We start from the raw sequence: 22084 nt of genomic DNA, 5'->3' as shown, positions 1-22084 counted from the left end.
CTGGACCTGTGGGCAAGAGCACGGTGTGGACGGTCGTGGGCGTCGTCGTCGCGGTCGTCATCGCGTGGTTCCTCGTCAACGCGATCTTCCAGGTCGTCTGGTTCATCGCGCGTCTCGGAATGGTCGCGATCGTCGCGCTGATCGTGTTCCTCGTGCTGCGGATGCTGTTCGCCCGCCGCGACGCCGACGACTGACCCGCCGCGGCTCCGACGACCGACCCGCCCCGTGCTGCGGCGGCTCGCGCTCCACGCGAGTCCTCGACCGTGAACGGGAGAGGATCCCGGCTCAGACGCCGTACTCGCTGCGCACGACGTCGCGCAGCTGTGCGCTGCAGGCCGCGACGGCAGCCCGCCAGTCCGTGATGGCGTCGTCCTGGGCCCGGTCCGACACGGCCTTGAGCACGCGGATCGGGATGCCGAACTGCTGCGCGACCCACGCGTACGCGTACGTCTCCATGTCGACGAGGCCTCCGCCGAGCGATCGGATGAGCGCGACGGCATCCGCGTCGTCGACGAAGTGGTCGCCCGTCGCGATCGTGACGCCCGGGCGGCCGAGCCGGATCTCCGCGGGGAGCGACACGTGCTGGCCGACGATGCCGTCGATGTCGGTGACGTCGTGCTGGATCGCGGCGCCGATCTCGTGCACGGCCGCCTCGAGCCGCTCATCGATCGCGCCCGCCGTGCCGACGACGAGGATCTCCTCGTACGGCTTCGCCTCGAGCGCGCGCGTGAGGGCGAACGCACCCTGCAGCTTGCCGGGACCGGTCACGAGACGGTCGAAGCCGGGGAGCTCGGCGGGGAAGGCGACGAGCTCGGCCTCGAGGGCCGCGACGAGGAGTCTCACCCGGTCATTCTCCCAGGTCGCCCTGTGAACGCGGACCGCTCAGGACGTCGATCCCCGCACGGAGATCGGCGCGACGAGCACGCGCCGCCGGTCGCGCACCCAGCGCACCCGCAGCTCGCGGAACTCCGCGTGGGTCGAGAAGCGGTACCGGTACGACACGACCCGCACCCATCGCGGACGCTCTCCCGCGAACGGATCCAGGGCGAGCAGGCGCAGGGTCGCGGCATCCGCTTCCAGCAGCCGCAGGAGGAACGTCGTGAACCAGTCGTCGAGCGAACGCCCGAGCGGCAGGAACCACATGAGCCAGTCGAGCCGCAGATGATAGGGCGCGACCTGGCGGGGGATGCGGCGCACGTCGCCCGGCTTGCCCTTGAATCCGTACTCGAGCCAGGTCGCGGCATCCGGATCGTCGTCGAGCGTGCCCTCGACGACGTACTCGACCCGCGTCTTGGTGACGGTTCCGAAGGCGCCGTAGGCGTTCGCGAGCTGCCACCGGTTGAAGCTCGCGTTCATGAGCTGCCGGTGTGCCGCGAGGTTGCGCGCGGCGGGCCAGCTGATGGCGGCGTACGCGACGGCCACGACCGACGTCACGACGACCCAGTACAGGGGGATGCCGTCGACGATCCACGGCGCATCGCTCGCGGGCGCTGCGGACACCGCGCCGATCCCGGGGATCCCGATCGCCGAGAACGCGAGGACGATCGTCGCCGCGTTGAGCCAGGCGAAGTTGCCGGTGAGCACGAGCCACGTCTGGGTCGCGACGACGACGGATGCCGCGGCCGCGCCCACGATCGCGGGCCACGGCCCCGCGATCCACAGCCCGAGCAGCGGTGCGAACAGGAACCAGGGCACGACGAGCTGCGCGAAGTGGTTGCCGACCGCCTCGAGCCGGTGGAACCAGCGAGGGAGGAGATGCGCCTGCCGGCTCAGCGGCCCCGGCATGGGCTGCGTCTCGTGGTGGTAGGTGAGCGCCGTGAGGTCGCGCCACTCGCGACCGCCGCGGATCTTGATCATCCCGGCGCCGAACTCGAGCCGGAACAGCAGCCACCAGAACAGCACGATCACGGCGGTCGCGGGCGGCTCGCCATCGGACCCGAGGAAGGCGGCGAGGAACCCCGTCTCGAGCAGCAGCATCTCCCAGCCGAAGCCGTAGAAGGTCTGCCCGATGGCGACGATCGACATGTACCCGCCCCACAGGGCGAGGAAGCACACGAGCGGCACCCACGGCGGCGCGAGCTGCGGGATCCCGGCGACGAGCAGCACGCCGACGCCGATGCCGGCCCAGCACAGGATCACGAGCCGACGGTCCGTGTAGGCGAGCCGAGCGAACAGTGTGGGATGCAGCATCCGCCGTCGCGACCCGGACGAACGCGCCCACGCGAGCAGACGCGGCGCGGGGAGGAGTCCCTGCTCGCCGAGAAGAGGCCGGAACTGGTTCAGGCTCGAGGCGAACGCGACGACGTAGAGCGCCGCGATCCCCCGCTGCAGCACCTGCCGCGCGAACTCGAAGTCGACGGCCGCGAACCCGTCCACGACGTCACCCGAACAGGTCCTCGAGCTCGACGGGAACGCCCGCCGTGTCGGCGAGCGCCCGGCGGGCCGCGAGCCACCCGGGCATCCCCGTGATCCCGGGACCCGGTGGCGTCGAGGCCGAGGCGAGGTAGACGCCTCGCAGCGGCGTCCGCCACGGTGTGCGCGACACGACGGGACGCTTGACGGCCTGCAGCATCGTGAAGGCGCCGCCCAGGATGTCGCCGCCGATGTCGGCGGGGTTGTAGGCGGAGCGCTCGGCCGCCGTCATCGAGTGCGACGCGAGGATGCGGTCGCGGAAGCCCGGAGCGAACCGCTCGATCTGCCGGGTCACGAGCTCCGTCGCGTCGATCGTGGAGCCGGCAGGGACGTGGATGTACGTCCAGAGGACCGATCGCCCCTCCGGCGCACGCGAGTCGTCGAGCACCGACGGCTGCACGGCGAGGACGTACGGCCGCTCGCTCACGCGTCCGGCCGCGACGGCGTTCTCGCTCGCCTCGACCTCCGCGCGCGTTCCGCCCACGTGCACGGTGGGCGAGAGCGCGACGTCCGCGTTCGCCCACGGGACGGGCCCGTCGAGGGCGAAGTCGACCTTCGAGGCGGCCGCGCCGTAGCGATAGCGGTCGATCGCCCTCGCATAGCGTCCGGGGATCGCGGGGTGGGTCAGCAGCAGCCGCGGCGAGGCGTCGAGCAGGAGCAGATCGCCCGCCTCGGGGTCGCCCCAGTCGAGCGACGCGAGCGAGTCGACGCGGTGCCCGGTCTCGATCTCGCCGCCGTGCGCGCGCAGATCGTCCGCGAGGGCGTCGGCGATGCGCTGCGCGCCGCCGCGCGGATACGCCCAGCCGTCGCCCGCATGCCCGTGCGCCGCGAGGAAGAGACCGGATGCCGCGGCCCCGACCGACGGCAGGGCGGTGTTGGCGTGCGCCAGCACGCCCGTCATGAGCGCGTTCGCCTCCTCCGTCTCGAACGTCGGGATGCCGAGGCCGATCTGCAGGGCGCGCAGCCCGAAGCGGGTGACGGTGACGGGATGCCGCGGCATCCGCAGCAGCTGGTTGCCCGTGAACTCGACGACGTCGTCGAGGTGCGAGCTGAGCGGACGCACGACGGCGCGCCACGCGCGGGCGTCCGGGCCGAGCGCGTCGGCCGTCCGCTCGATGTCGCGCCACGCGATCGCGGCGCGGCCATGCGCGAGCGGCTGCGCGTACGACGTCTCGGGGATGATCCAGGGGATGCGGTCGCGCAGGCCGAAGGCGCGGAAGAACGGTGATGACAGGGCAGCGGGGTGCACGGCGGAGCACACGTCGTGATGGAAACCCGGCAGAGTGAGCTCGGCGGTGCGGACGCCGCCGCCGACCGTCGATGCCGCTTCGAGGATGCGCACCTCGAGCCCCGCGCGCGCGAGGGCGACGGCGGCCGCGAGCCCGTTGGGCCCGCTGCCGACGACGGTCGCGCGCCTGGCCATATCCTCAGTCTTCCACTCCCGGATGCCGCGCGGCGGCGCGCCCATTCCGCCTGCGACCGGGATTGGCCATGATGAAGAGATGCAGTCCGTCGTCCTCGACACACCCGCTGGCATCGGCGCGCGCCTGGGGTGGGATCCCAAGCTGAGCGAGCACGACCGCAAGCGCATCCTCGCGAAGCAGATCCTGTCGGCGCGGCTCGGCAGGGAGGAGAAGTCGATCGTCGTCGAGCGCGAGTCGCCCGCCCAGTTCGGGTTCCACACGCAGCTGTTCGCGCGCATCGAGGAGGACGAGCTGCCCGTCGTCATCCGCACCGCGAGCTTCCGGGGCGCGACCGTCTGCGCCGTCGCCGAGCCGGGAACCCACTTCGGCCTCGACCTGCGCGATCTCCATCCCGACGATGTGACGCTGGGAGACATGAAGCGCGGATCGCACCTGTTCGACGAGGACAACATCCTGTCCCTCACGGCGCATTGGACGCGCGTGCAGGCGGTGCGCGAGGCGGACGGTCGCGGCGTCCGCGTCAAGCCCGATCACGTGCGGCTCGACACGGGCCTCACGAAGGGGTGGGTGCCGGATCGGCCGATCTACTACCGGATCCTCGACCTCTCGCGCGACGGCTGGGTCATCACGCTCGCGTATCACGAGCCCGAGGCCTGACGGGTCTACTCCTCGAGGAGCTCGGGGAGCGCCGCCTTCAGCTCGGCCAGCCACGCTCGCGCGTTTCCGTCCGAGGGGGCTCGCCAGTCGCCGCGCGGCGAGAGAGATCCGGCGGGCGACACCTTGGGCCCGTTCGGGATCGCAGAGCGCTTGAACTGGGCGAACGCGAAGTAGCGCCGCAGGAACACCTGCAGCCACTTCGCGACGGTCGGCAGGTCGTACGCGTAGCGATCCTCGTGGGGGAAGCCGGGCGGCCAGGCGCCGGCATCCTGATCGCGCCACGCGTGCTCGGCGAGGAACGCGATCTTCGACGGGCGGAACCCGTAGCGAAGGATGTGGAAGAGCGTGAAGTCGTGCAGCGCGTACGGTCCGATGCGGTCCTCCGTCGACTGCAGCCTGCCGTCCTGGCCCGCGGGCACGAGCTCGGGGCTGATCTCGGTGTCGAGCACCGACTGCAGGACGCGCTTCGCGTCGTCGGAGAGGTCGGTCGAGCCCTCGCCCTCGTGCGAGACGACCCAGCGGATGACGTGCTGGATGAGGGTCTTCGGCACGCCCGTGTTGACGGCGTAGTGGCTCATCTGATCGCCGACCCCGTAAGTCGCCCAGCCGAGAGCGAGCTCTGACAGGTCGGACGTGCCGACGACGAAGCCGCCGTGGTGGTTCGCGAGGCGGAACAGGTAGTCGGTGCGCAGCCCCGCCTGCACGTTCTCGAACGTGATGTCGTGCACGGGCTCGCCGTCGGCGAACGGATGCCCGAGCCGCTCGAGCATCTCTGTCGCAAGGGGCCGGATGTCGATCGTCTCGATCGACGCGCCTACCGCCTCCGCGAGCGCGATGGCGTTCGACTTCGTGTGCTCGGAGGTCGCGAAGCCGGGCATCGTGTAGGCGAGGATGTCGCTGCGCGGCATCCCGAGCCGGTCCATCGCTCGCGCCACGACCAGGAGCGCGTGGGTGGAGTCCAGACCCCCGCTCACGCCGATGACGGGCTTGGGTCGGCCGATCGCCTCCATGCGCTGCACGAGCCCCGACACCTGGATGTTGAACGCCTCGTAGCAGTCCAGGGCGAGCCGTGCGGGGTCGTCGGGAACGAACGGGAAGCGGTCGAGCGCACGGACCAGCCCGATGTCGGAGGCGGGCGGGTCGAGCTGGAAGTGCACCGTGCGGAAGTACTCGCCGTGGGTGCGCCGGTTGTCGTCGAAGGTGCCCTGGCGGAGGCGATCCTGACGCAGCCGATCGAGATCGACGTCGGCGACGCTGCGGCGCGCACCGTCGGGGAAGCGCTCCGTCTCGGCCAGGAGCGAGCCGCCCTCGTAGATCATGGTCTGGCCGTCCCACGAGACGTCGTTCGTCGACTCGCCCATGCCCGCCGCGGCATACGCGTACGCGGCGAGGCAACGGAGCGACTGCGAGTGGCACAGCGTCCTGCGATCGTCGGCCCGCGCGATCGTGATGGGGCTGCCGCTGAGGTTGAGCAGCACGGTCGCGCCCGCGAGGGCGGCGCTCGACGACGGCGGGATCGGCACCCACACGTCCTCGCACACCTCGGCGTGCACCACGAGACCAGGGACGTCGAGGGCCTCGAAGAGCAGGTCGGGCCCGAACGGCGCCTCGAGGTGCGCGACGCGGATGTCCTCGCCGGACCGGTCGTCGCCGGGCGCGTACCACCGGCGCTCGTAGAACTCGCGATAGGTCGGCAGGTACGACTTCGGCGCGACGCCGAGCAGCTCGCCGCGGTGGATCACGACGGCGCAGTTGTACAGGCGGTTGCGATGGCGCAGCGGCGCGCCGACGACGAGCACGGGGAAGAGATCCTCGGATGCCTCGACCAGGCGAACGATGGCGGCCTCGACGGCGTCGAGCACGGCATCCTGCATCACGAGGTCGTCGATGGCATACCCCGACAGGCACAGCTCGGGGAAGACCGCGACGGCGACGGCCTGGTCGCTGCACTCGCGCGCCGACGCGAGCACGGTCTCGGCGTTCGTGGCGGGGTCGGCGATCGCGATCGGGATCGTGCAGGCCGCGACCCGCGCGAAGCCGTGGCGGTACGCGCTCTCGAACGGGAGGCTCGTCGTCATGGCTCCCAGTCTGGCACTCCCGCCGGATCCCCACGGCTCCCGGCGCTCCGACGCCGAGCCGGCGGCGACCGGCGTACGCCGCCAGTCCGCCGCGCGCCGGCGGTCCTTCCGGGTCCGCGGTGTCCGGGGTACCCGGCGAGTCCGCCGCGGGGAGCCTGGGCAGTGGGAGCGGGGAGCGGGAAGGGGCGCGGGACGGGAGCGGGAGAGGAAGCGGGAGAGGAATGGGGAGAGCGAGGGGTGTCGGGGGTGACGGCTATCGTCGTGGAGGGGAAGGGGATCATGCGGATCATCGACGACGGGGGCGAGCCGAGGCTCGTATGGAGCGCGAGCGACCTCAAGGCGGCCGCGGAGTGCGAGTTCGCGTGGCTGCGCGCGATCGACGCGAAGCTCGGGCGCGTGCCGGCCGTCATCGAGCCCGACGATCCCACGCTCATGCGCGCGGGCACGCTCGGATACGCGCACGAGAAGCGCGTGCTCGAGCGGTACCGCGCTGAGTTCGGCGATCAGGTCGTCGAGCTTCCCGAGACCTCGTCGGCGGATGCCGCAGCCCTCGCGGCGTCGGTCGCGGCGACGAACGCCGCCCTCGCATCGGACGCCGCCGTCGTGTATCAGGCGACGTTCGCGACCGCCGAGTTCGTCGGCTTCGCCGACTTCCTCGTGCGCGACGAGCACGGTCGCTGGATCGTGCAGGACACGAAGCTCGCGCGCCACGCGCGCGTGACCGCGCTCATGCAGCTCGCAGCATACGTCGATCAGCTCGATCGGCTGGGGGTGCCTCGTTCAGACCGTGTCGAGCTGCTCCTCGGCGACGGCACCGTGAGCACGCACGCGGTCGACGACCTCCTGCCCGTGTTCGAGCTGAGGCGTGCGCGACTGCGTGCGCTCGCCGCCGACCGGCGGCTCGATCTGCGTGCGGCGGGCCGGGCCATCGCGTGGGGCGATGAGCGTGGAGACCTCGCAGTCGTGGCCTGCGGGCGGTGTGCGACGTGCGACGCCGAGGTCGTGGCATCCCGCGACCTGCTGCTCGTCGCGGGCGTGCGGCCCGTGCAGCGGCATCGGCTCCGTGCTGCGGGCATCGAGACGATCGACGGTCTCGCCGTCGCATCGGCGCCTCCGGCAGGCATGAACGCCGACGTCTTCGCGAGTCTGCGGACGCAGGCGCGCCTTCAGCTGTCGAGCCCCGCGGGACTGGGCGTCCCGTCGACGGGCGACGACACGCCGGCGGATGCCGCGCCCGCCGTGCCGACCTACGAAGTCGTCGCCCCCAAGGCGATCGGCGCGCTGCCTCGGCCCGACCTCGGCGACATCTTCTTCGACTTCGAGGGAGATCCGCTCTACACCGAGACACCGCAGCTCGGGGCCCGTGTCGACTGGGGCATCGACTACCTCTTCGGGTGGGTCGACACGGACGAGCGGTACACGGCGCTGTGGGCGCACGACTTCGCGCAGGAGCGCGCGGCGCTCGAGGCGTTCGTCGACATCGTGAATCTGCGCAGGCTGCAGCATCCCGGCATGCACATCTACCACTACGCCCCGTACGAGCCCTCGCACCTGCTCGCGATGGCCGCCCGGCACGGCACGCGCGAAGCCGACATCGATCGGCTGCTGCGCGACGGAGTGTTCGTCGACCTGTATCCGATCGTGCGGCGCGCGCTGCGGGTCGGGTCGCGCTCGTACTCGATCAAGAAGCTCGAACCGCTCTACATGGGCGCCGACGTGCGCACGAGCGACGTGCAGAGAGGCGACGACTCGATCGTCAAGTACGTGCAGGCCCGCGCGCTCGAAGAGGGCGGCGACGCCGAGGGCGGACGGGCGATCCTCGACGATCTCGCGGACTACAACCGCTACGACTGCGTCTCGACCCGTCGCTTGCGGGACTGGCTCGTCGAGCGCGCTCGCGAGGCGGGGCTCCTGCCGTCGCGCGAGCCCGAGCCCGACGAGCGCGCGTACGAGCCGTCGGCGCGGGCGCTCGCTCTGTCGGCCCTCGCGCGTGAGCTCCCCGACGAGTCCGCGCAGGCCATGGCGCTGCGGCTCGGATCCGCCGCGATCGACTACTACCCGCGTGAGGCCAAGACCTTCTGGGCGTCCCACTTCCTGCGTCTGCGCGAACCGCTCTCGGTGTGGGACGAGGTGCGTGACGTCGTCGTGACAGATCCCGCGCGCAGTCGCGTCGTCGAGGACTGGCACTTCGCCGAGTCCGGTCGCGGAGGCGAGCGGCGCCGCATCGAGCTGCACGGCGAGGTCGCGCCGGGCACGCGCCTGAGCGAGGGGTCCAACCCGTTCGCCCTCTACGAGCTGCCCGCCCCGTACCCGTTCGAGGCGTCGCCCCGGTGGATCCACTCCTTCCGCTCCGTCACGGTCGTCGAGGTGCTCGACGACGGCGCCGTCGTCGAAGAGACGGCGGTCGACGGCGTCACGTGGTCCGAGCTGCCGCTCGTGCTGACGCCCGCCGCGCCGCCGAGCGCAGGCAGGCAGCAGGCCGCCATCGACGCGTGGGCGGACTCGGTCATCTCGGCGTCGCCCGAGTTCCCCGCGGGGCCGGCCTCCGACATCCTGCTCCGCCGCGCCCCGCGCACGCGCTCCGGGCGACTCGCCGCGCGCGACGGCGACGACATCGACGCCATCGTGCGCTCTCTGCTCGACCTCGATCGCAGCTATCTCGCCGTGCAGGGGCCTCCTGGGACGGGCAAGACGTACGTCGGATCCCACGTCGTCGCGAAGCTCGTGCGCGAGCACGGGTTCAGGGTGGGCGTCGTCGCCCAGTCCCATGCCGTCGTCGAGCACATGCTCGAGCGGATCGTGGCGGCGGGCGTGCCCCCCGTGCAGATCGCGAAGGCTCTCAAGGCGCGTTCGACCGAGGTGCCTGTGTTCACCGTCATCTCGAAGGACGGGGTTCCCGCGTTCGCCGAGGAGCATCCGGAGGGCTACGTCGTCGGAGGCACGGCGTGGGACTTCGCCCATGAGGGACGCGTCCCGCGCGAGAGCCTCGATCTCCTCGTCATCGACGAGGCGGGCCAGTTCTCGCTCGCGTCGACGATCGCCGTCTCGCTCGCGGCTTCCCGGCTGCTCCTCCTCGGAGATCCGCAGCAGCTGCCGCAGGTGAGTCAGGGCACGCATCCCGAGCCCGTCGACACGTCTGCTCTCGGATGGGTCATGGACGGGGCCGACGTGGTCCCGCCCGAGATGGGGTACTTCCTGGCGCGCACGTGGCGCATGCACCCTGCCGTCGCGCAGACCGTCTCGACGTTGTCGTACGGCGGCGAGCTCGCTTCGCACACGTCGACGGCGCTCCGCCGGCTCGACGGCATCGCCCCGGGTCTCGTTCCCGTACAGGTCCGGCATCGCGGCAACGCGACCCAGTCGCCGGAAGAGGCCGCCGCGGTCGTGGCGATCGTGCGCGACCTGCTCGGCCGGGCGTGGCACGACATCGCGACGGATGACGCGGGTCTCACGAGTCCGTGCGCGCCGCGGCCGCTCGATCAGGGCGATGTCATCGTCGTGACGCCGTACAACGCGCAGCAGGTTATCGTCGAGGATGCCCTCGCGGACGCCGGGTTCGCGGACGTGCGGGTGGGGACGGTCGACAAATTCCAGGGCCAGGAGGCGGCCGTCGCGATCGTGTCGCTGGCCGCATCGAGCGGGAGGGATGCCCCGAGGGGCCTCGAGTTCCTCCTGCTGCGCAATCGCCTCAACGTCGCCATCTCCCGCGCGATGCACACGGCGTACGTCGTGTACTCGCCGGGCCTGCTCGACGACCTGCCTCGTACGCCGGAGGGCGTCGCACGGCTGAGCGGGTTCGCGAGGCTCGTCGCTGCGACGGCTGAGGGAGTGCCCGAATCGGGGTTGCGGGTCGCCGCCCAGCACGCGTGAGCGTGACGGTCGGGCCCGTTCGACCGACCGGTCGCGGCCCGGTCGCGTCGGCGCGGCGGCTGGGATCCCCGCATGGGGTGTCCGGACGGAGTTCGCGGCGGCTGGCCAGAGCGGCGGGCGCAGACCTCGCCCGTCGCTCTGGCCGCCCACGCGAACGTCCGCGGTATCACGCGGCATCCCTCCTTCTCTTGCATCGGTGAGGGGGATGCACTATGAGCACGATCGAGGAGCTCGACGTCCTGGCTGACGGCGCCTACCGCGCCTACGGCGCCCGCGGCGCCCGCGGCACCTACCGCGCCTACGGCGCGTCCGGTCCGACCGACGGGCTCGGTCCCGCGGTCTGGATCTGCCGGTATCTGCCCGCGCAGGTCGTCGGAACGGCCGCACTCGTGCTCGCAGGCGTCGGTGCGACCTTCTGGACCTCGAGCCCCGTCGTGATCGCGCTCGCGGCGCTCGCCGGCGAGAGCATCGGCTTCACGGTCGTCCTCGCGCTCACGATCATCCTCGACCAGCCGAACGCGTCGGCGCGCGGACATCGCGCCGACGACCGCACGGCGCGCATCCTGGGTACGCACGTCGGCACCGCGGTGGCGGTCGACCGGCTCCTCGTGCGGCCCGTCGCGCTCCTGCTCGGCGTATGGCTCCTCTCGGACCCCGTCTGGGGGCTCCTCGCGGGCAAGCTCGTCGCCGATGTCGTCTTCGCGGCGTCGGCGGGGTCGTTCTCGCGAGCGCGCCGCACCCGGCTCCGCGGGAGCCGCGTCGCAGGGGAGCGGGGGCCGTGATCTCCGCGACGCGCCGCGGTCTTCGCGCCATCCGGTCGCTGCGGGAGCGCCGGCGCACGGAGCTGTGCGCGCTGCTGGCGACCGACTCTGCTCAGGCGGCCCTCGCGCTCCACGGAACGCCGCTCCTCCTGCTCGATCCCGAGCGCGTGAGGGCGCAGTACCGTCGACTCAGCGCGGCGCTCCCCTCCGTCCGCTTCCACTACGCCGTCACGGCGCTGCCGCACAGCGCGGTCGTCGACGTGCTCGCCGAGGAGGGGTGCGGCTTCGACGTGGCGTCGGGCGACGAGCTGGCCCTCGTGCGCCGGCACGGCGTCGCAGCGGGACGCCTCATCCACACGCATCCCGTCAGGAAGCCCGCCGAGATCGCCGACGCGCTCGCAGCGGGCGTGCGCACGTTCGTCGTCGACAGCGAGACGGAGCTCGAGAAGTTCCGGGATGCCGCGCCCGACGTCCGCGTGCTCGTGCGCCTGTCGTTCCGCAGCCCGCAGGGCGGCTCCGACGCGTCGGCGAAGTTCGGAGTCGGACCGTTCGCGGCGGGCCGGCTCGTCGCCCGCGCGCGGGAGCTCGGCGTGCGCGTCGCGGGCTTCAGCTTCCACACGGGCCGGCTCGACGACCCCGAGCGCCTCGCCGACGCCGTCGCCGACGCCCTGACACTCATGCGGCACCTCGAGGACGAGCTCGGCATCCGGTTCGAGATCCTCGACATCGGCGGGGGCTTTCCTGTGGCGTACGACACGGACGTCTGCTCGATCGAGGAGTTTGGAGCCGTCATCGAGCCGCTGCTCGCCCCGCATGCGCGTCGCCTGCGGATCATCGCCGAGCCGGGACGGATCCTCGCGGCCGAGGCCATGGCGCTCGTGACGAGCGTCGTCGGCATCGCCGAGCGCGCCGACGGCCGCTGGTACCACCTCGATGACGGCGTGCACGGCGCATACTCGAGCGTCACGGCGGACGACGTGCGCCCGCTCGTCTACGCCCTTCGCGAGCTCGGCCAGACGGCCGCAGACAGTGAGTCGCGCCGGTGGGCGACGCTCGCCGGGCCGACCTGCGACTCGGCCGACGTCGTCGCGCGCGAAGTGCTGCTGCCCGAGCTCGCCGTCGGCGACCTGCTCGCGAGCCCCGCGATGGGCGCGTACACGATCGCGGCCGGGTCGTCCTTCAACGGCCGGGCCGTGACGCCCGTCGCAGTCGTCGTCCAGGGCCCGTCGACGGGCCCCGTCGCGACGCGTGAGCGGATGCCGGAGGCTGTCGCCGTCGCGTGACGCCTGATCCGGCCGCGGTTCCGCCGTGTTCGCAGGCGAGCGCGGGCGGGGTCTGTCGGCGGTCGTGTGATGCCCGTGGCTCCGCCGCGCTCATGGAGCGAGCGGATGCCGGAGGCCGTCGCCGTCGCGTGACGCCTGCTCTGGCCGCGGTTCCGCCGTGTTCGCACGCGAGCGCGGGCGGGGTCTGTCGGCGGTCGCGTGATGCCCGTGGCTCCGCCGTGCTCATGGAGCGAGCGGATGCCGGAGGCCGTCGCGGTGGCGTGACGCCTGCTCTGGCCGCGGTTCCGCCGTGTTCGCACGCGAGCGCGGGCGGAGGCTGTCGCCGTCGCGCCGTGCCCGATCCGTCCGCCGCAGCGGCGAGCGGTGAGCGCGAGCGCCCGTCTTCGCCGCATGCGGGAGGCCGCGGCATCCGTCGCCCTCAGGGAGAGCCGTCAGACCGTCCCGTACAGGCGGTCGCCGGCGTCGCCCAGGCCCGGCACGATGTAGCCCTTCTCGTTGAGCCGCTCGTCGAGCGCGCCCAGCACGAGGTGCACCTCGCGATCGCCGACCTGCTTCTCGATCGCCGCGACGCCCTCGGGCGCCCCGAGGATGCAGATCGCCGTCACGTCCTGCGCGCCGCGCGCGAAGAGGAACTCGATCGCGGCGCCGAGCGATCCGCCCGTCGCGAGCATCGGGTCGAGCACGAAACACTGCCGGTCGCTGAGGTCTTCGGGAAGACGCTCCGCATACGTCGTGGGCTCGAGGGTGACCTCGTTGCGGGCCATGCCGAGGAACCCGACCTCGGCCGTGGGGAGGAGCTTGACCATGCCTTCGAGCATTCCGAGGCCCGCGCGCAGGATCGGCACGACGAGCGGTCGCGGCTCGCCGATGCGCACGCCCGTCGTCGTCGTGACGGGTGTGCGGATCTCGACGGGCGAGACGTGCACCGACCGTGTCGCCTCGTAGGCGAGCAACGTCACGAGCTCCTCCGTGAGCTGGCGGAAGACGGGCGACGGGGTGCGCTCATCCCGCAGGACCGTGAGCTTGTGCGTGATGAGCGGGTGGTCCGCGACGTGGAGGCGCATACGCTCAGGTTAGCGGCCGGATGCCTCGGCACCGGGCGCGAGTTCCCACGACGCGGCGAGCACGACGTTGTCGGCGAGCCGGCGGATCGCGTCGAGCGCGTCGCCGTGCGGCGTCGAGAAGCTCACGAGGCAGAGGCCGCGACGATCGGGGAACTCGAGCCAGTAGTCGATGACGAAGACGGGCGGCCCTCCGAGCTCGGGCGGCCCCATCGTGCGCCGGGTGTGACGCAGGAACGGTCCCGCCGCCGTCTCGGCTCGCACGAGCTCGGCGCCTTCGAGGTTCGAGCTCAGCCGTGCGGCCTGGTCGTCCAGATGCGGGCCCTCGACCCCCAGGTCCTGCCAGAACTGCGCGACCGAGACGGCCGCGGCGGCGGTCTCGGTGCGACGCGTGAGGAACGCGAGCGAGCGTCCGCCCGCGGCAGCGGCTCGGCGGCCGGTCGTCGTGAGCCACGATGTCAGCTGGCCGCGCAGGACGGGCGCCTGAGGGATGCCGCGCAGCTGCGCCTTCACGAGCGCCGCGACATCCTTCTTCAGCCGCTCCGGATCGCCGAGGTCGATCGTCGCCCAGTCGTCGCCGAGCATGAGGTCGAGCCCCACGACCCGCTCGCCCGGACGAAGCCCGAACTCGGGCCTGCCGTCCGGCGAGGTGATCCACGCGACGGCGTCGTCGGACTCGGTCGCCTCGAGCGTCGCCAGGACGTCCTCGACGGAGGCGCGCACGGGATGCGGGCCGGCGGGGTCGAACACGACCCGCCGCAGGAGCGTGCGGTACTGCTCGAGCATCGGCGTGAGCGACGCACCCGAGCGGATCGCGAACTCCCGCTGGGCGTCGCCCGCGAGGAAGTCGCTGAACGCCTGCGTCGACGAGAACAGGCACAGCTCCCAGCGGCGCTCGCCCTCCGGATCGTCCGCGGCGATGACGCGCGTCTGCGTCTCGCCCTCCGCCCCCCGCATGAGCGGGACGATGACGTAGTCGTGCCGCAGCGCGCGGCCGATCCCGGGGACGTCGGCGGCCGCGAGGGCCGCAGCGAGCCGCTCCGAGCCGACGTCCGTCGAGGGGGCGACGCTCAGGGGCTCCGGCGCGGGCAGGTCGGTCATCGGCTTCCCCCGTCGGATCGCGGAGCGCGCCGGGGAGCGCTCCGCCGCAGCTCGCGGGCCGTCATGAGCGATAGGCCTTCGAGAGCGTGGGCAGAAGCTCCGGGGAGTCGGTCGCGATCGCCTCGCCCCGTGCGCGGAAGGTGCGCCCGTTCGACGGATAGCCTCGCGGGGCGGATCGGAGGTCGGGCGACACCTCGAAGAGATAGCCCTCCGTCACGCGCCCGGAGTCCTGGACCCAGGCGGTCCTCCCGCCGAAGTACGCGTAGCGCACGCCCTCGGCGTCCTCACGTCGCAGGAACCCGCTGAAGGGTCCATCGCCGGGGACGGGGTCGGTCGATGCGACGTCGGCCGACTGCCACGTCTCGTCGGCGGCGGCGATCGCCAGGCGGTGGGGGAACTCGCGGTCACGGAGTCGCGTCATGTCACGGCACCGAGAAGGGGATCGTCGAGTCCACGACCCGTCCGATGGCCGGATCGAGGGGGTCTCCGCCGCGGAACACCCATTCGGGTCCGCCGCCGGGCATGCCGTCGAGCGGGAGGGCGTGCCGGACGTGCTGCACCTGGCTCGCATCCGTGATGGTGCCGATCGAGAGGTTCTCCATCGTGTTGACGTCGGGAAGGCCCAGGCTCTCGCGCGGGTAGGCGAGCCGCGTCGGGTCGGCTCCCGACCACGAGCCGCCGCCCGATCCCGAGCCGCCTCCCCACAGCCGGAAGGCGTCGTCCCCGTTCGACGGCCCCGCGACGGGTGCTCGCCACAGCTGCTCGGCCTCGCGCATCGCCGACGGGCGGATGCGCAGTGCCTGCCGCACCGTGAGCGCCTCGCCTGCCCACCCGGACTGGATGCGGGCGAGCGCGTTGATGCGGGCGGCGGATGCCGCAGACCCGACGACGCGCGCGGCGGCGCCCAGTCCGATGACCGACAGCGCGGCCCCCGCGATGCTGATGATCGCCTCGGTCCAGCCGCGCTCTCCCGTCGAGGCGAGCACGACGTTGCCGATCGCGTTGACGACGGCGGCGATGCCCGCCACGAGCAGGAGGGCCGCGGCCAGCACCTGTCCGACGACGGGGATCCACGACACGACGAGCGCCAGCACGCCCGCGACGCTCGCGACCCACCCCGCGACATCCGTCACGACGCTCAGCGCGTCCTTGCCCCAGTTGTCCCACCACGAGTCCTTGAGACCGTCGTGCGCCGTCGTATTCTCGATGCGGTCGCGGGCGGCCTCTGCGGCACGGTCGCGCGCGGTCTGGGCCTCGTGGATGCGGGCGCGGGCGTCGGCGACGCGTGACTGCGCCATCGCCGCATCGGCTCCGGCGTCCTGGCTGAGCATCGTGTACCGCAGAGCCGTCGACGGGTCTGCTTCGCCGTACGACAGGGAGAGGTAGCGGTGCTGCGCGTGCGCGGCCTCGTCGGCCGCCTCACGCGCGTTCTGCGCCGTGTGGAGAGCGTCGAGCGACTCGGACTGGGCGGCATCGAGCGCCGCGGCGTAGTCGATGAGCGCGTGGCCCGTCTCGCGGTAGCGCGCCTCGGCCTTGGCGATGTCGTCGGCGACGGTCCCGGCGGAGTCGGCGAGCGCGAAGACCGCCTCGGACTGCTGCCCGTCGATGCCGAGGGAGCGCAGGCGGCGGGCGGTGGTGTTGATCGAGTCCGCGATGGACACGTACTCCGTCCCTCCGTTTCGCAGCGCCGCCGGGTCGCCCGGAAGCGGGTCGGAGGCGAATCCCGCCGCCGACCAGTCGGCCGGCCTCACTCCATGCCCCGATTCACGGGGCGGGCGGGGGCGGGCGCGGGATCGGTGAGGGCGCGCGCGAGGTCGGAATCGGTCTGCGTGAACGCATCGGCGATCGTCGTCGCGGCTTCGCCGAGCCCTTGGATGCCGCCGACCATGGTCTCGCGGGTGTCGTCCCAGGAGCGGGCGAACGAGCGGATCGTGTCGGCGAGGCCATCGTGGCCCGCGTGTGCGGCCGCGCCGTCGCTCGTGGCCGAGGCGTTCTCGAACTCGCCGCCGATGCGGCCCAGATCGAGGCCGACGGATCGCATCCTGTCTATGTCGACGCGCAAGTGGGTCATCTCGTCCTCCTCCTCATCGAGTCTATGCGCGGCTCCCGACCCGTAATGTCGACGCTGTGAACATCGACGATCGGGATGCCGCGGCGATGACCCGCGCGCTGGAGCTCGCCGTCGAGGCGGCGGCCGGCGGCGACATCCCCGTCGGCGCGGTCGTGACGGACGCCGCGGGCGCGATCGTCGGCGAGGGCCGCAACCTCCGCGAGCTCTCGCACGATCCGACGGCGCACGCCGAGGTCGTGGCGCTCCGCGCGGCGGCGGAGGCGCTGGGCAGGTGGAACCTCGAGGGCTGCACGCTCGTCGTGACGCTCGAGCCGTGCCTCATGTGCGCGGGTGCGCTCCTGCAGGCGCGGGTCTCGAGGCTCGTGTTCGGCGCGTGGGATGAGAAGGCGGGCGCGGCGGGCTCGATGTACGACGTCGTGCGCGACCGTCGCCTGCCGTATCGCGCCGAGGTCGTCGCGGGAGCCCGGGCGGCCGAGGCATCCGCTCTCCTCCAGGAGTTCTTCGACGCACGCCGATGACGGCGCGCGGCGCTCACCGCGGCAGGTGCGGGAGCACCTCCGCGCCCAGGAACTCGACGTGCTCGGCATCCTGGAGGTCCAGGAGCTGGAAGTACACGCGACGGATGCCGAAGGACGCGTAGGCGTCGATCCGCTCGGCGATCTCGTCCGCGCCGCCGACGATGTTCACGCCGTCGCGCACCTCCTCGAGCGTGCGGCCGACGTGGGCCGCACGGCGCCGGAGCGTGTCATCGTCGCCGCCCGCGACGGTCGTCATGGCGAGCGACAGCGTGAGCGAGCCGGGGTTGCGTCCGACGCGGTCGCACGCCGCGCGGAGGTTCTCGAGGCGCTCGGGGATCTGCGCGAGGGAGGGGAATCCGAGGTTGAACTCGGTCGCGTAGCGCGCCGCCAGCTCGGGCGTGCGGCGAGGGCCGCCGCCGCCCACGATGACGGGCACGCGCTCCTGCACGGGCTTCGGGAGGGCGGGGGAGTCCTCGAGCCGGTAGTGCGCGCCCTCGAACGAGAACCTCTCGTCGGCGGGGGTCCGCCACAGCCCCGTGATGATCGCGAGCTGCTCCTCCAGCATCCCGAACCGCTTCTCGGGGAACGGGATGCCGTAGGCCCGGTGCTCCTGCGCCATCCAGCCCGCGCCGAGGCCGAGCTCGACGCGACCGCCGGACATCGCGTCGACCTGCGCCGCCTCGACGGCGAGCACGCCCGGGTGGCGGAACGTCATGGACGAGACGAGGGTTCCCAGGCGGATGCGCGAGGTCTCCCGCGCGAGCCCCGCGAGAGTCGTCCACGAGTCTGTCGGGCCTGGGAGTGCGGGAGAGCCGCCGGGACGGTCGAAGTGATCCGAGCGGAAGAAGCCGTCGAAGCCGAGCCGCTCCGCGGCGCGTGCGAACGTCAGCTGGTCGTCGTAGCTCGCGCCGAGCTGCGGCTCGACGAAGACGCAGTACTCCACAGCAGCTCTCGCCCTCAGTCGGACGACTTGAGGACGATGGTCTCGGTCGGCGGGAGGGGCCCGTCGGGCCTGTAGATGTCGGGCTCGAAGTAGATGACCCTCGCGGTGGGGACCGCCGCGCGCACGCGCTGCTCGATCGCATCGATGTCGGCTGCGACCTCGCCGAGCGGCTTGTCGTACGGGAAGCCCAGCTTCGCGGCGACGAGGAGCTCGTCGGGTCCGAGGTAGAGCGTCTTGATGTGGATGAGCTTCTCGATCTCGGCTCCGGACTCGATCGCCGAGACGATCGCCTCGTGGTCGGCGTCGTTCGCTCCCTCGCCGACGAGCAGGCTCTTCGTCTCCACGCCGAGGGTGACCGCCACGAGGATCAGCAGAGTGCCGATCATGAGCGTGCCGATGGCGTCCCAGATGGGCTCGTGCGTGATCGCGGTCATGCCGACGCCGAACAGGGCGAAGACGAGGCCCGTGAGCGCCGCGATGTCCTCCAGCAGGACGACGGGCAGCTCGGGCGCCTTCGCGTGCCGCACGAACGCGATCCACGTCTCGCCCTTCTTGCGGAGGTGGTTCGACTCCTTGACCGCCGTGCGCAGCGAGAACGACTCGAGCCCGATCGCGACGACGAGCACGATGATCGGGATCCAGAAGTTCGTCAGCTCGTGCGGGTTCGTGAGCTTCTCGACGCCCTCGTAGATCGAGAACAGGCCGCCGACCGAGAAGAGGATGATCGACACCACGAACGCGTAGACGTAGCGCTCGCGCCCGTACCCGAAGGGATGCTCCGAGTCGGCCGTGCGGCGCGAACGACGCCCGCCGAGCAGCAGGAGGAGCTGGTTGCCCGAGTCGGCGACCGAGTGGATGGCCTCCGCGAGCATCGACGCGGAGCCCGAGATGAACCACGCGATGAACTTCGCGAGGGCGATGCCCATGTTCGCCAGGAACGCCGCGATGATCGCTCTGCCGCCGCCGGATGCACTCATAGCCTCGATCTTAGGGATGCCGCGCACCGGCCGCCCACGGCGGCGGGCTGCGGCATCCGGATCCCGCTGTCAGTCGGAGGCGCGGAGGATGATCGTCTCGGTCGGAGGGGCGGGATCCTGCCGGTGTCCGACGTACCCGATGACCGAGAGCAGCGCCTGGCGGAACTCGGCGGGACGCTCGATGTGCGGGGTGTGGCCCGTGTCTTCGAGGAGGAGCTCGGTCACCTCGCCGCCCGCCGCGGCGTAGGCGTCGAGCACGTCGCGCGTCTGCGAGACCATCTCCTGAGCGGGGGCGACGTCGGCACCGGGCCAGCCGGGCACGATGCCGAGCGAGCCGAGGTGGTTGTAGTCGTAGAACGACGCGTCGGAGACGATGGGATCCAGCGCGCCGTGCACCCACAGGATCGGCGGCTTGAGCGCGAGATCGACGATGCCCGACACGTCGAAGTGCCCGGGAGCCATCGTGTTGAGCACGCCGACCGTGCCTGCGGCGAAACCCGGCCAGTTCTCGCTCGGGACGCTGTCGCCGGGATAGTTCCCCGCCGCCGTCGACGTCGAGAGCATCGACTCGACCCAGACGTCCTCGTGGGCGGTCGTGTACCCGGGTGCGACGTATCCGGAGCGGAAGACGCTGCGCGGCGACGTCGGCGCCTCGTCCGTCGTGTCGCCCGCGGCGAGGCGTGCGACGAAGTCGAGGTTCGCGGTGCCGCCGCCCGTGCCCGCATCGTCGTCGGTGAGGCGCGTGCCGTCGCGCCGTGTTCCGCCGAACCCGTACGGCGAGACGGGCGACTCGAGCGTGAGGCTGAGCGCCGCATGCTCGAGCGCGTACTGCAGCACGACGCCCGCGCCCATCGACCAGCCGACGAGGTGCGCGGACGGGATGCCGAGCTCGGCGAGCGTCGCACGCACATCGTCGCTGAAGTCGCCGAGCCCTCGCGTCGCATCGATCGGCGCGTGCTCGGTCCCGCCGTATCCGCGCAGGTCCATCGCGAGGACGCGCAGCTCGCCCGGGAGGTCCTGCATGAGCTCCTGCCAGAACAGCGACGACGACGCGTTCCCGTGGATGAGCACGACCGTCTTGTCGGGAGATGTCGCGGGGTCGTCACCCGCCCGCTCGAGGACGTTGACGGTGAGGCGAGGGGTCTCGATCACACGGCTCGTGATGCCGTCGAAGAGGGTCATGACACGTCCTTCGGGGTCCGTCGCGGAGGCTCCCTCACCCCCGCCGATCTCGACTATAGCCCTCGCCCCGAGATGACCTGAACGGACTTTCAGGTCGCCGGGATCACATGCCCCGAGTCTGGCCCGTGTAGAACGCGAACGTCGCGTCGGCGGCGCGCGCGGCGGCCGCGGCATCCGTCCCCGATGCGACGTCCGCCGCCGCCCAGGCATCCGCCGACGCGCGCGCGAACGCCTTGCCCTCGTCGCTGACCATCCATGCCTCGGCGGCGTCGGGAGGGATGCTCGCGTCGCCCGCGAGGTGCAGCGCGAGCCCGAGCACGGCCTGGTCCCAGCCGACCCCCGTCGCCCCCGGCCCGTATGCGTCCCAGAACTCGGCGGGAACGTCGTCGACCCGCGCGATGTGCGTCAGTTCGAAGCGCGTGCCGGCCCCGGTCGATCTCAGGGCCACCTCGACCCACGACGTGCCGCCGCCGAACTCCCACGTCGCGCGGAAGTGGGCGACCCCGCCTGCGGGCGGCGCGCACTCGAGGATCTCGCCGCCCGCGTTGCCGGCGAGCTGATAGCGCCCGCCGAGCCTCAGCTCCCCCGATACGGGCAGGAACCAGCGCGGGATGCGCTCGGCGGCGGTCACGGCATCCCACACATCGTCGATGGGACGCGGATGCACCTGTGCGAGCGTCTGCACGCGCGAGTCCTCGCCGTCGAGGTCCTCCGTCCACAGCTCGCGGGTCACCGCGTCGAGCTGAGCGTTCACGTCCACCATGGCCGACCTCCCGGGCTCGTCGTACAGCCAACCCCGATCTCGGCCGAGTGTCCAGGACATGCCGCCGACGACGGCGGCGGAGTCGCGTGTCCTGGACGTCCGGAGGGACGCTCGTAGTATGGCGGCATGCCCGCCACCACGTCCCTGCCCCCCGTCGCGATCCTCGGAGCCGGCTCGATGGGCGGGGCGATCCTGCAGGGGCTCGTCCGCTCCGGTCTCGCCGTCGACGGCGTGACGGCGACGAACCGCACGGCCGCGAAGGCCGCCGAGCTCGCGCAGCTGCGCGACGTGACGAGCATCGCGCTGGAGACGCACCCGACGGGGAACACGGATGCCGCGGGCGCCGCGGGTGTCGTCCTCGTCGGCGTCAAGCCGGCGATGGTGCCCGACCTCCTGCGCGAGATCGCGTCTGCGCTGCGCCCCGGGACGATCGTCGTGAGCCTCGCGGCGGGGGTCACGATCGCGACGTTCGAGGGGATCCTCGGTCCCGGCATCCCTGTGCTGCGCTCTATGCCGAACACACCCGCGGTCGTCGGCAAGGCCGTCACGGGCCTGGCCGCCGGCTCGACGGCCACCGCCGCGGACGTCGCGATCGCCCGAGCCCTGTTCGAGACGTGCGGCGCGGTCATCGAGCTGCCCGAGTCGAAGATCGACGCGCTCTCGACGATCTCGGGATCGGGTCCCGCCTACGTCTTCCTGCTGATCGAGGAGCTCACGAAGGCGGCGATCGGCAAGGGCTTCTCCGAGCCGGAGGCGCGTCTCATGGCCGAGCAGACCTTCATCGGGGCGGCAGCGCTCCTCGACGCGACGGGGGAGGACCCCGCCGAGCTGCGTCGCCGCGTCACGAGCCCCGGAGGAACGACCGAGCGCGCGATCTCCGTGCTGCACGCGGCGCGCCTCGACGTCGTGTTCGAGTCGGCGACGGATGCCGCGCTCGCCCGTGCGCGGGAGCTCGCTGCCGGCGCCTGACGATCCCCTCCGCT

Annotated in this window: 20 protein-coding genes; 7 read left to right on the top strand and 13 right to left on the bottom strand. The window is 72.1% G+C overall.

All coding sequences use genetic code 11. The features are described 5' to 3' along the window. Positions 1 to 8 precede the first annotated feature (8 nt). Positions 9 to 194: a hypothetical protein gene (locus FHS08_RS03415; RefSeq protein ID WP_167035467.1), complete on the top strand. Its 186-nt coding sequence runs from the start codon at positions 9 to 11 to the stop codon at positions 192 to 194. 91 nt (positions 195 to 285) lie between these two features. On the opposite strand, the gene FHS08_RS03410 is transcribed toward FHS08_RS03415, so the two are convergent. The 3 genes from FHS08_RS03410 to FHS08_RS03400 are packed head-to-tail and all read right to left on the bottom strand — an operon-like array spanning position 286 to position 3835. Then, complete coding sequence (locus tag FHS08_RS03410) at positions 286 to 843, bottom strand: phosphorylase family protein (protein WP_167035465.1); 558 nt, start codon at positions 841 to 843, stop codon at positions 286 to 288. 39 nt (positions 844 to 882) lie between these two features. Beyond that, positions 883 to 2376: a lipase maturation factor family protein gene (locus FHS08_RS03405; protein ID WP_167035463.1), complete on the bottom strand. Its 1494-nt coding sequence runs from the start codon at positions 2374 to 2376 to the stop codon at positions 883 to 885. A 4-nt stretch (positions 2377 to 2380) separates the two neighbouring features. Beyond that, on the bottom strand, positions 2381 to 3835 hold the full coding sequence (locus FHS08_RS03400; protein WP_167035461.1) for a phytoene desaturase family protein: 1455 nt from the start codon (positions 3833 to 3835) through the stop codon (positions 2381 to 2383). Between the two features lie 79 nt (positions 3836 to 3914). Here FHS08_RS03400 and FHS08_RS03395 point away from each other — a divergent pair, with 79 nt between their 5' ends. Continuing rightward, positions 3915 to 4493: a hypothetical protein gene (locus tag FHS08_RS03395; protein ID WP_167035459.1), complete on the top strand. Its 579-nt coding sequence runs from the start codon at positions 3915 to 3917 to the stop codon at positions 4491 to 4493. A gap of 5 nt (positions 4494 to 4498) precedes the next feature. Here the strand turns inward: FHS08_RS03395 and FHS08_RS03390 are convergent, their stop codons facing one another. After that, positions 4499 to 6571 (bottom strand): NAD(+) synthase, encoded by a 2073-nt coding sequence (locus FHS08_RS03390; RefSeq protein WP_167035457.1) that lies wholly within the window; start codon positions 6569 to 6571, stop codon positions 4499 to 4501. Positions 6572 to 6850: 279 nt separating this feature from the next. On the opposite strand from FHS08_RS03390, the gene FHS08_RS03385 reads away from it, so the two are divergent. The 3 genes from FHS08_RS03385 to FHS08_RS03380 all read left to right on the top strand — a co-directional run bounded on the left by FHS08_RS03385 (position 6851) and on the right by FHS08_RS03380 (position 12485). After that, positions 6851 to 10441: a TM0106 family RecB-like putative nuclease gene (locus FHS08_RS03385; protein WP_167039564.1), complete on the top strand. Its 3591-nt coding sequence runs from the start codon at positions 6851 to 6853 to the stop codon at positions 10439 to 10441. Positions 10442 to 10653: 212 nt separating this feature from the next. Then, entirely contained in the window at positions 10654 to 11223 is a 570-nt protein-coding gene (locus FHS08_RS16740) for a hypothetical protein (protein WP_243847209.1), read from the top strand. After that, positions 11220 to 12485 (top strand): type III PLP-dependent enzyme, encoded by a 1266-nt coding sequence (locus FHS08_RS03380; RefSeq protein ID WP_341800295.1) that lies wholly within the window; start codon positions 11220 to 11222, stop codon positions 12483 to 12485. Before FHS08_RS16740 ends, FHS08_RS03380 begins: the two co-directional genes overlap by 4 nt. A 431-nt stretch (positions 12486 to 12916) precedes the next feature. Here FHS08_RS03380 and upp read toward each other — a convergent pair whose 3' ends face one another. From upp to FHS08_RS03355, 5 genes are all read right to left on the bottom strand, one after another. After that, complete coding sequence (gene upp / locus FHS08_RS03375) at positions 12917 to 13549, bottom strand: uracil phosphoribosyltransferase (RefSeq protein ID WP_167035453.1); 633 nt, start codon at positions 13547 to 13549, stop codon at positions 12917 to 12919. 9 nt (positions 13550 to 13558) lie between these two features. Further along, a complete protein-coding gene (locus tag FHS08_RS03370) occupies positions 13559 to 14647 on the bottom strand; it encodes a hypothetical protein (RefSeq protein ID WP_167035451.1) in 1089 nt (362 codons plus the stop codon). 61 nt (positions 14648 to 14708) lie between these two features. Continuing rightward, positions 14709 to 15068 (bottom strand): hypothetical protein, encoded by a 360-nt coding sequence (locus FHS08_RS03365; RefSeq protein ID WP_167035449.1) that lies wholly within the window; start codon positions 15066 to 15068, stop codon positions 14709 to 14711. A gap of 1 nt (position 15069) precedes the next feature. Next, entirely contained in the window at positions 15070 to 16398 is a 1329-nt protein-coding gene (locus FHS08_RS03360; protein ID WP_167035448.1) for a hypothetical protein, read from the bottom strand. Next, complete coding sequence (locus FHS08_RS03355; protein WP_167035446.1) at positions 16395 to 16718, bottom strand: type VII secretion target; 324 nt, start codon at positions 16716 to 16718, stop codon at positions 16395 to 16397. Before FHS08_RS03355 ends, FHS08_RS03360 begins: the two co-directional genes overlap by 4 nt. A gap of 86 nt (positions 16719 to 16804) precedes the next feature. Here FHS08_RS03355 and FHS08_RS03350 point away from each other — a divergent pair, with 86 nt between their 5' ends. Continuing rightward, the gene (locus tag FHS08_RS03350; protein WP_167039562.1) at positions 16805 to 17236 is read left to right on the top strand and encodes a nucleoside deaminase; all 432 of its coding nucleotides are present in this window, start codon (positions 16805 to 16807) and stop codon (positions 17234 to 17236) included. Positions 17237 to 17249: 13 nt separating this feature from the next. On the opposite strand, the gene FHS08_RS03345 is transcribed toward FHS08_RS03350, so the two are convergent. The 4 genes from FHS08_RS03345 to FHS08_RS03330 all read right to left on the bottom strand — a co-directional run bounded on the left by FHS08_RS03345 (position 17250) and on the right by FHS08_RS03330 (position 21101). Further along, the gene (locus tag FHS08_RS03345; protein WP_167035444.1) at positions 17250 to 18179 is read right to left on the bottom strand and encodes a TIGR03560 family F420-dependent LLM class oxidoreductase; all 930 of its coding nucleotides are present in this window, start codon (positions 18177 to 18179) and stop codon (positions 17250 to 17252) included. Positions 18180 to 18193: 14 nt separating this feature from the next. Continuing rightward, positions 18194 to 19156 carry a cation diffusion facilitator family transporter gene (locus FHS08_RS03340; protein ID WP_167035442.1) on the bottom strand — a complete coding sequence of 321 codons (963 nt, stop codon included), beginning with the start codon at positions 19154 to 19156 and terminating at the stop codon, positions 18194 to 18196. A 69-nt stretch (positions 19157 to 19225) separates the two neighbouring features. Next, entirely contained in the window at positions 19226 to 20338 is a 1113-nt protein-coding gene (locus FHS08_RS03335) for an alpha/beta hydrolase (protein ID WP_167035440.1), read from the bottom strand. 103 nt (positions 20339 to 20441) lie between these two features. After that, complete coding sequence (locus FHS08_RS03330) at positions 20442 to 21101, bottom strand: SRPBCC family protein (RefSeq protein WP_167035438.1); 660 nt, start codon at positions 21099 to 21101, stop codon at positions 20442 to 20444. Positions 21102 to 21227: 126 nt separating this feature from the next. Here FHS08_RS03330 and proC point away from each other — a divergent pair, with 126 nt between their 5' ends. Then, positions 21228 to 22070 (top strand): pyrroline-5-carboxylate reductase, encoded by an 843-nt coding sequence (gene proC, locus FHS08_RS03325; RefSeq protein ID WP_167035436.1) that lies wholly within the window; start codon positions 21228 to 21230, stop codon positions 22068 to 22070. The last annotated feature ends 14 nt before the right edge of the window (positions 22071 to 22084 follow it).

This window comes from Microbacterium ulmi, from assembly GCF_011759705.1.
GTDB classification, from domain to species: Bacteria; Actinomycetota; Actinomycetes; order Actinomycetales; family Microbacteriaceae; genus Microbacterium; species Microbacterium ulmi.
The sequence above is the reverse complement of the archived record's forward strand: the minus strand, read 5'-3'. Positions and strand labels throughout refer to the sequence as shown.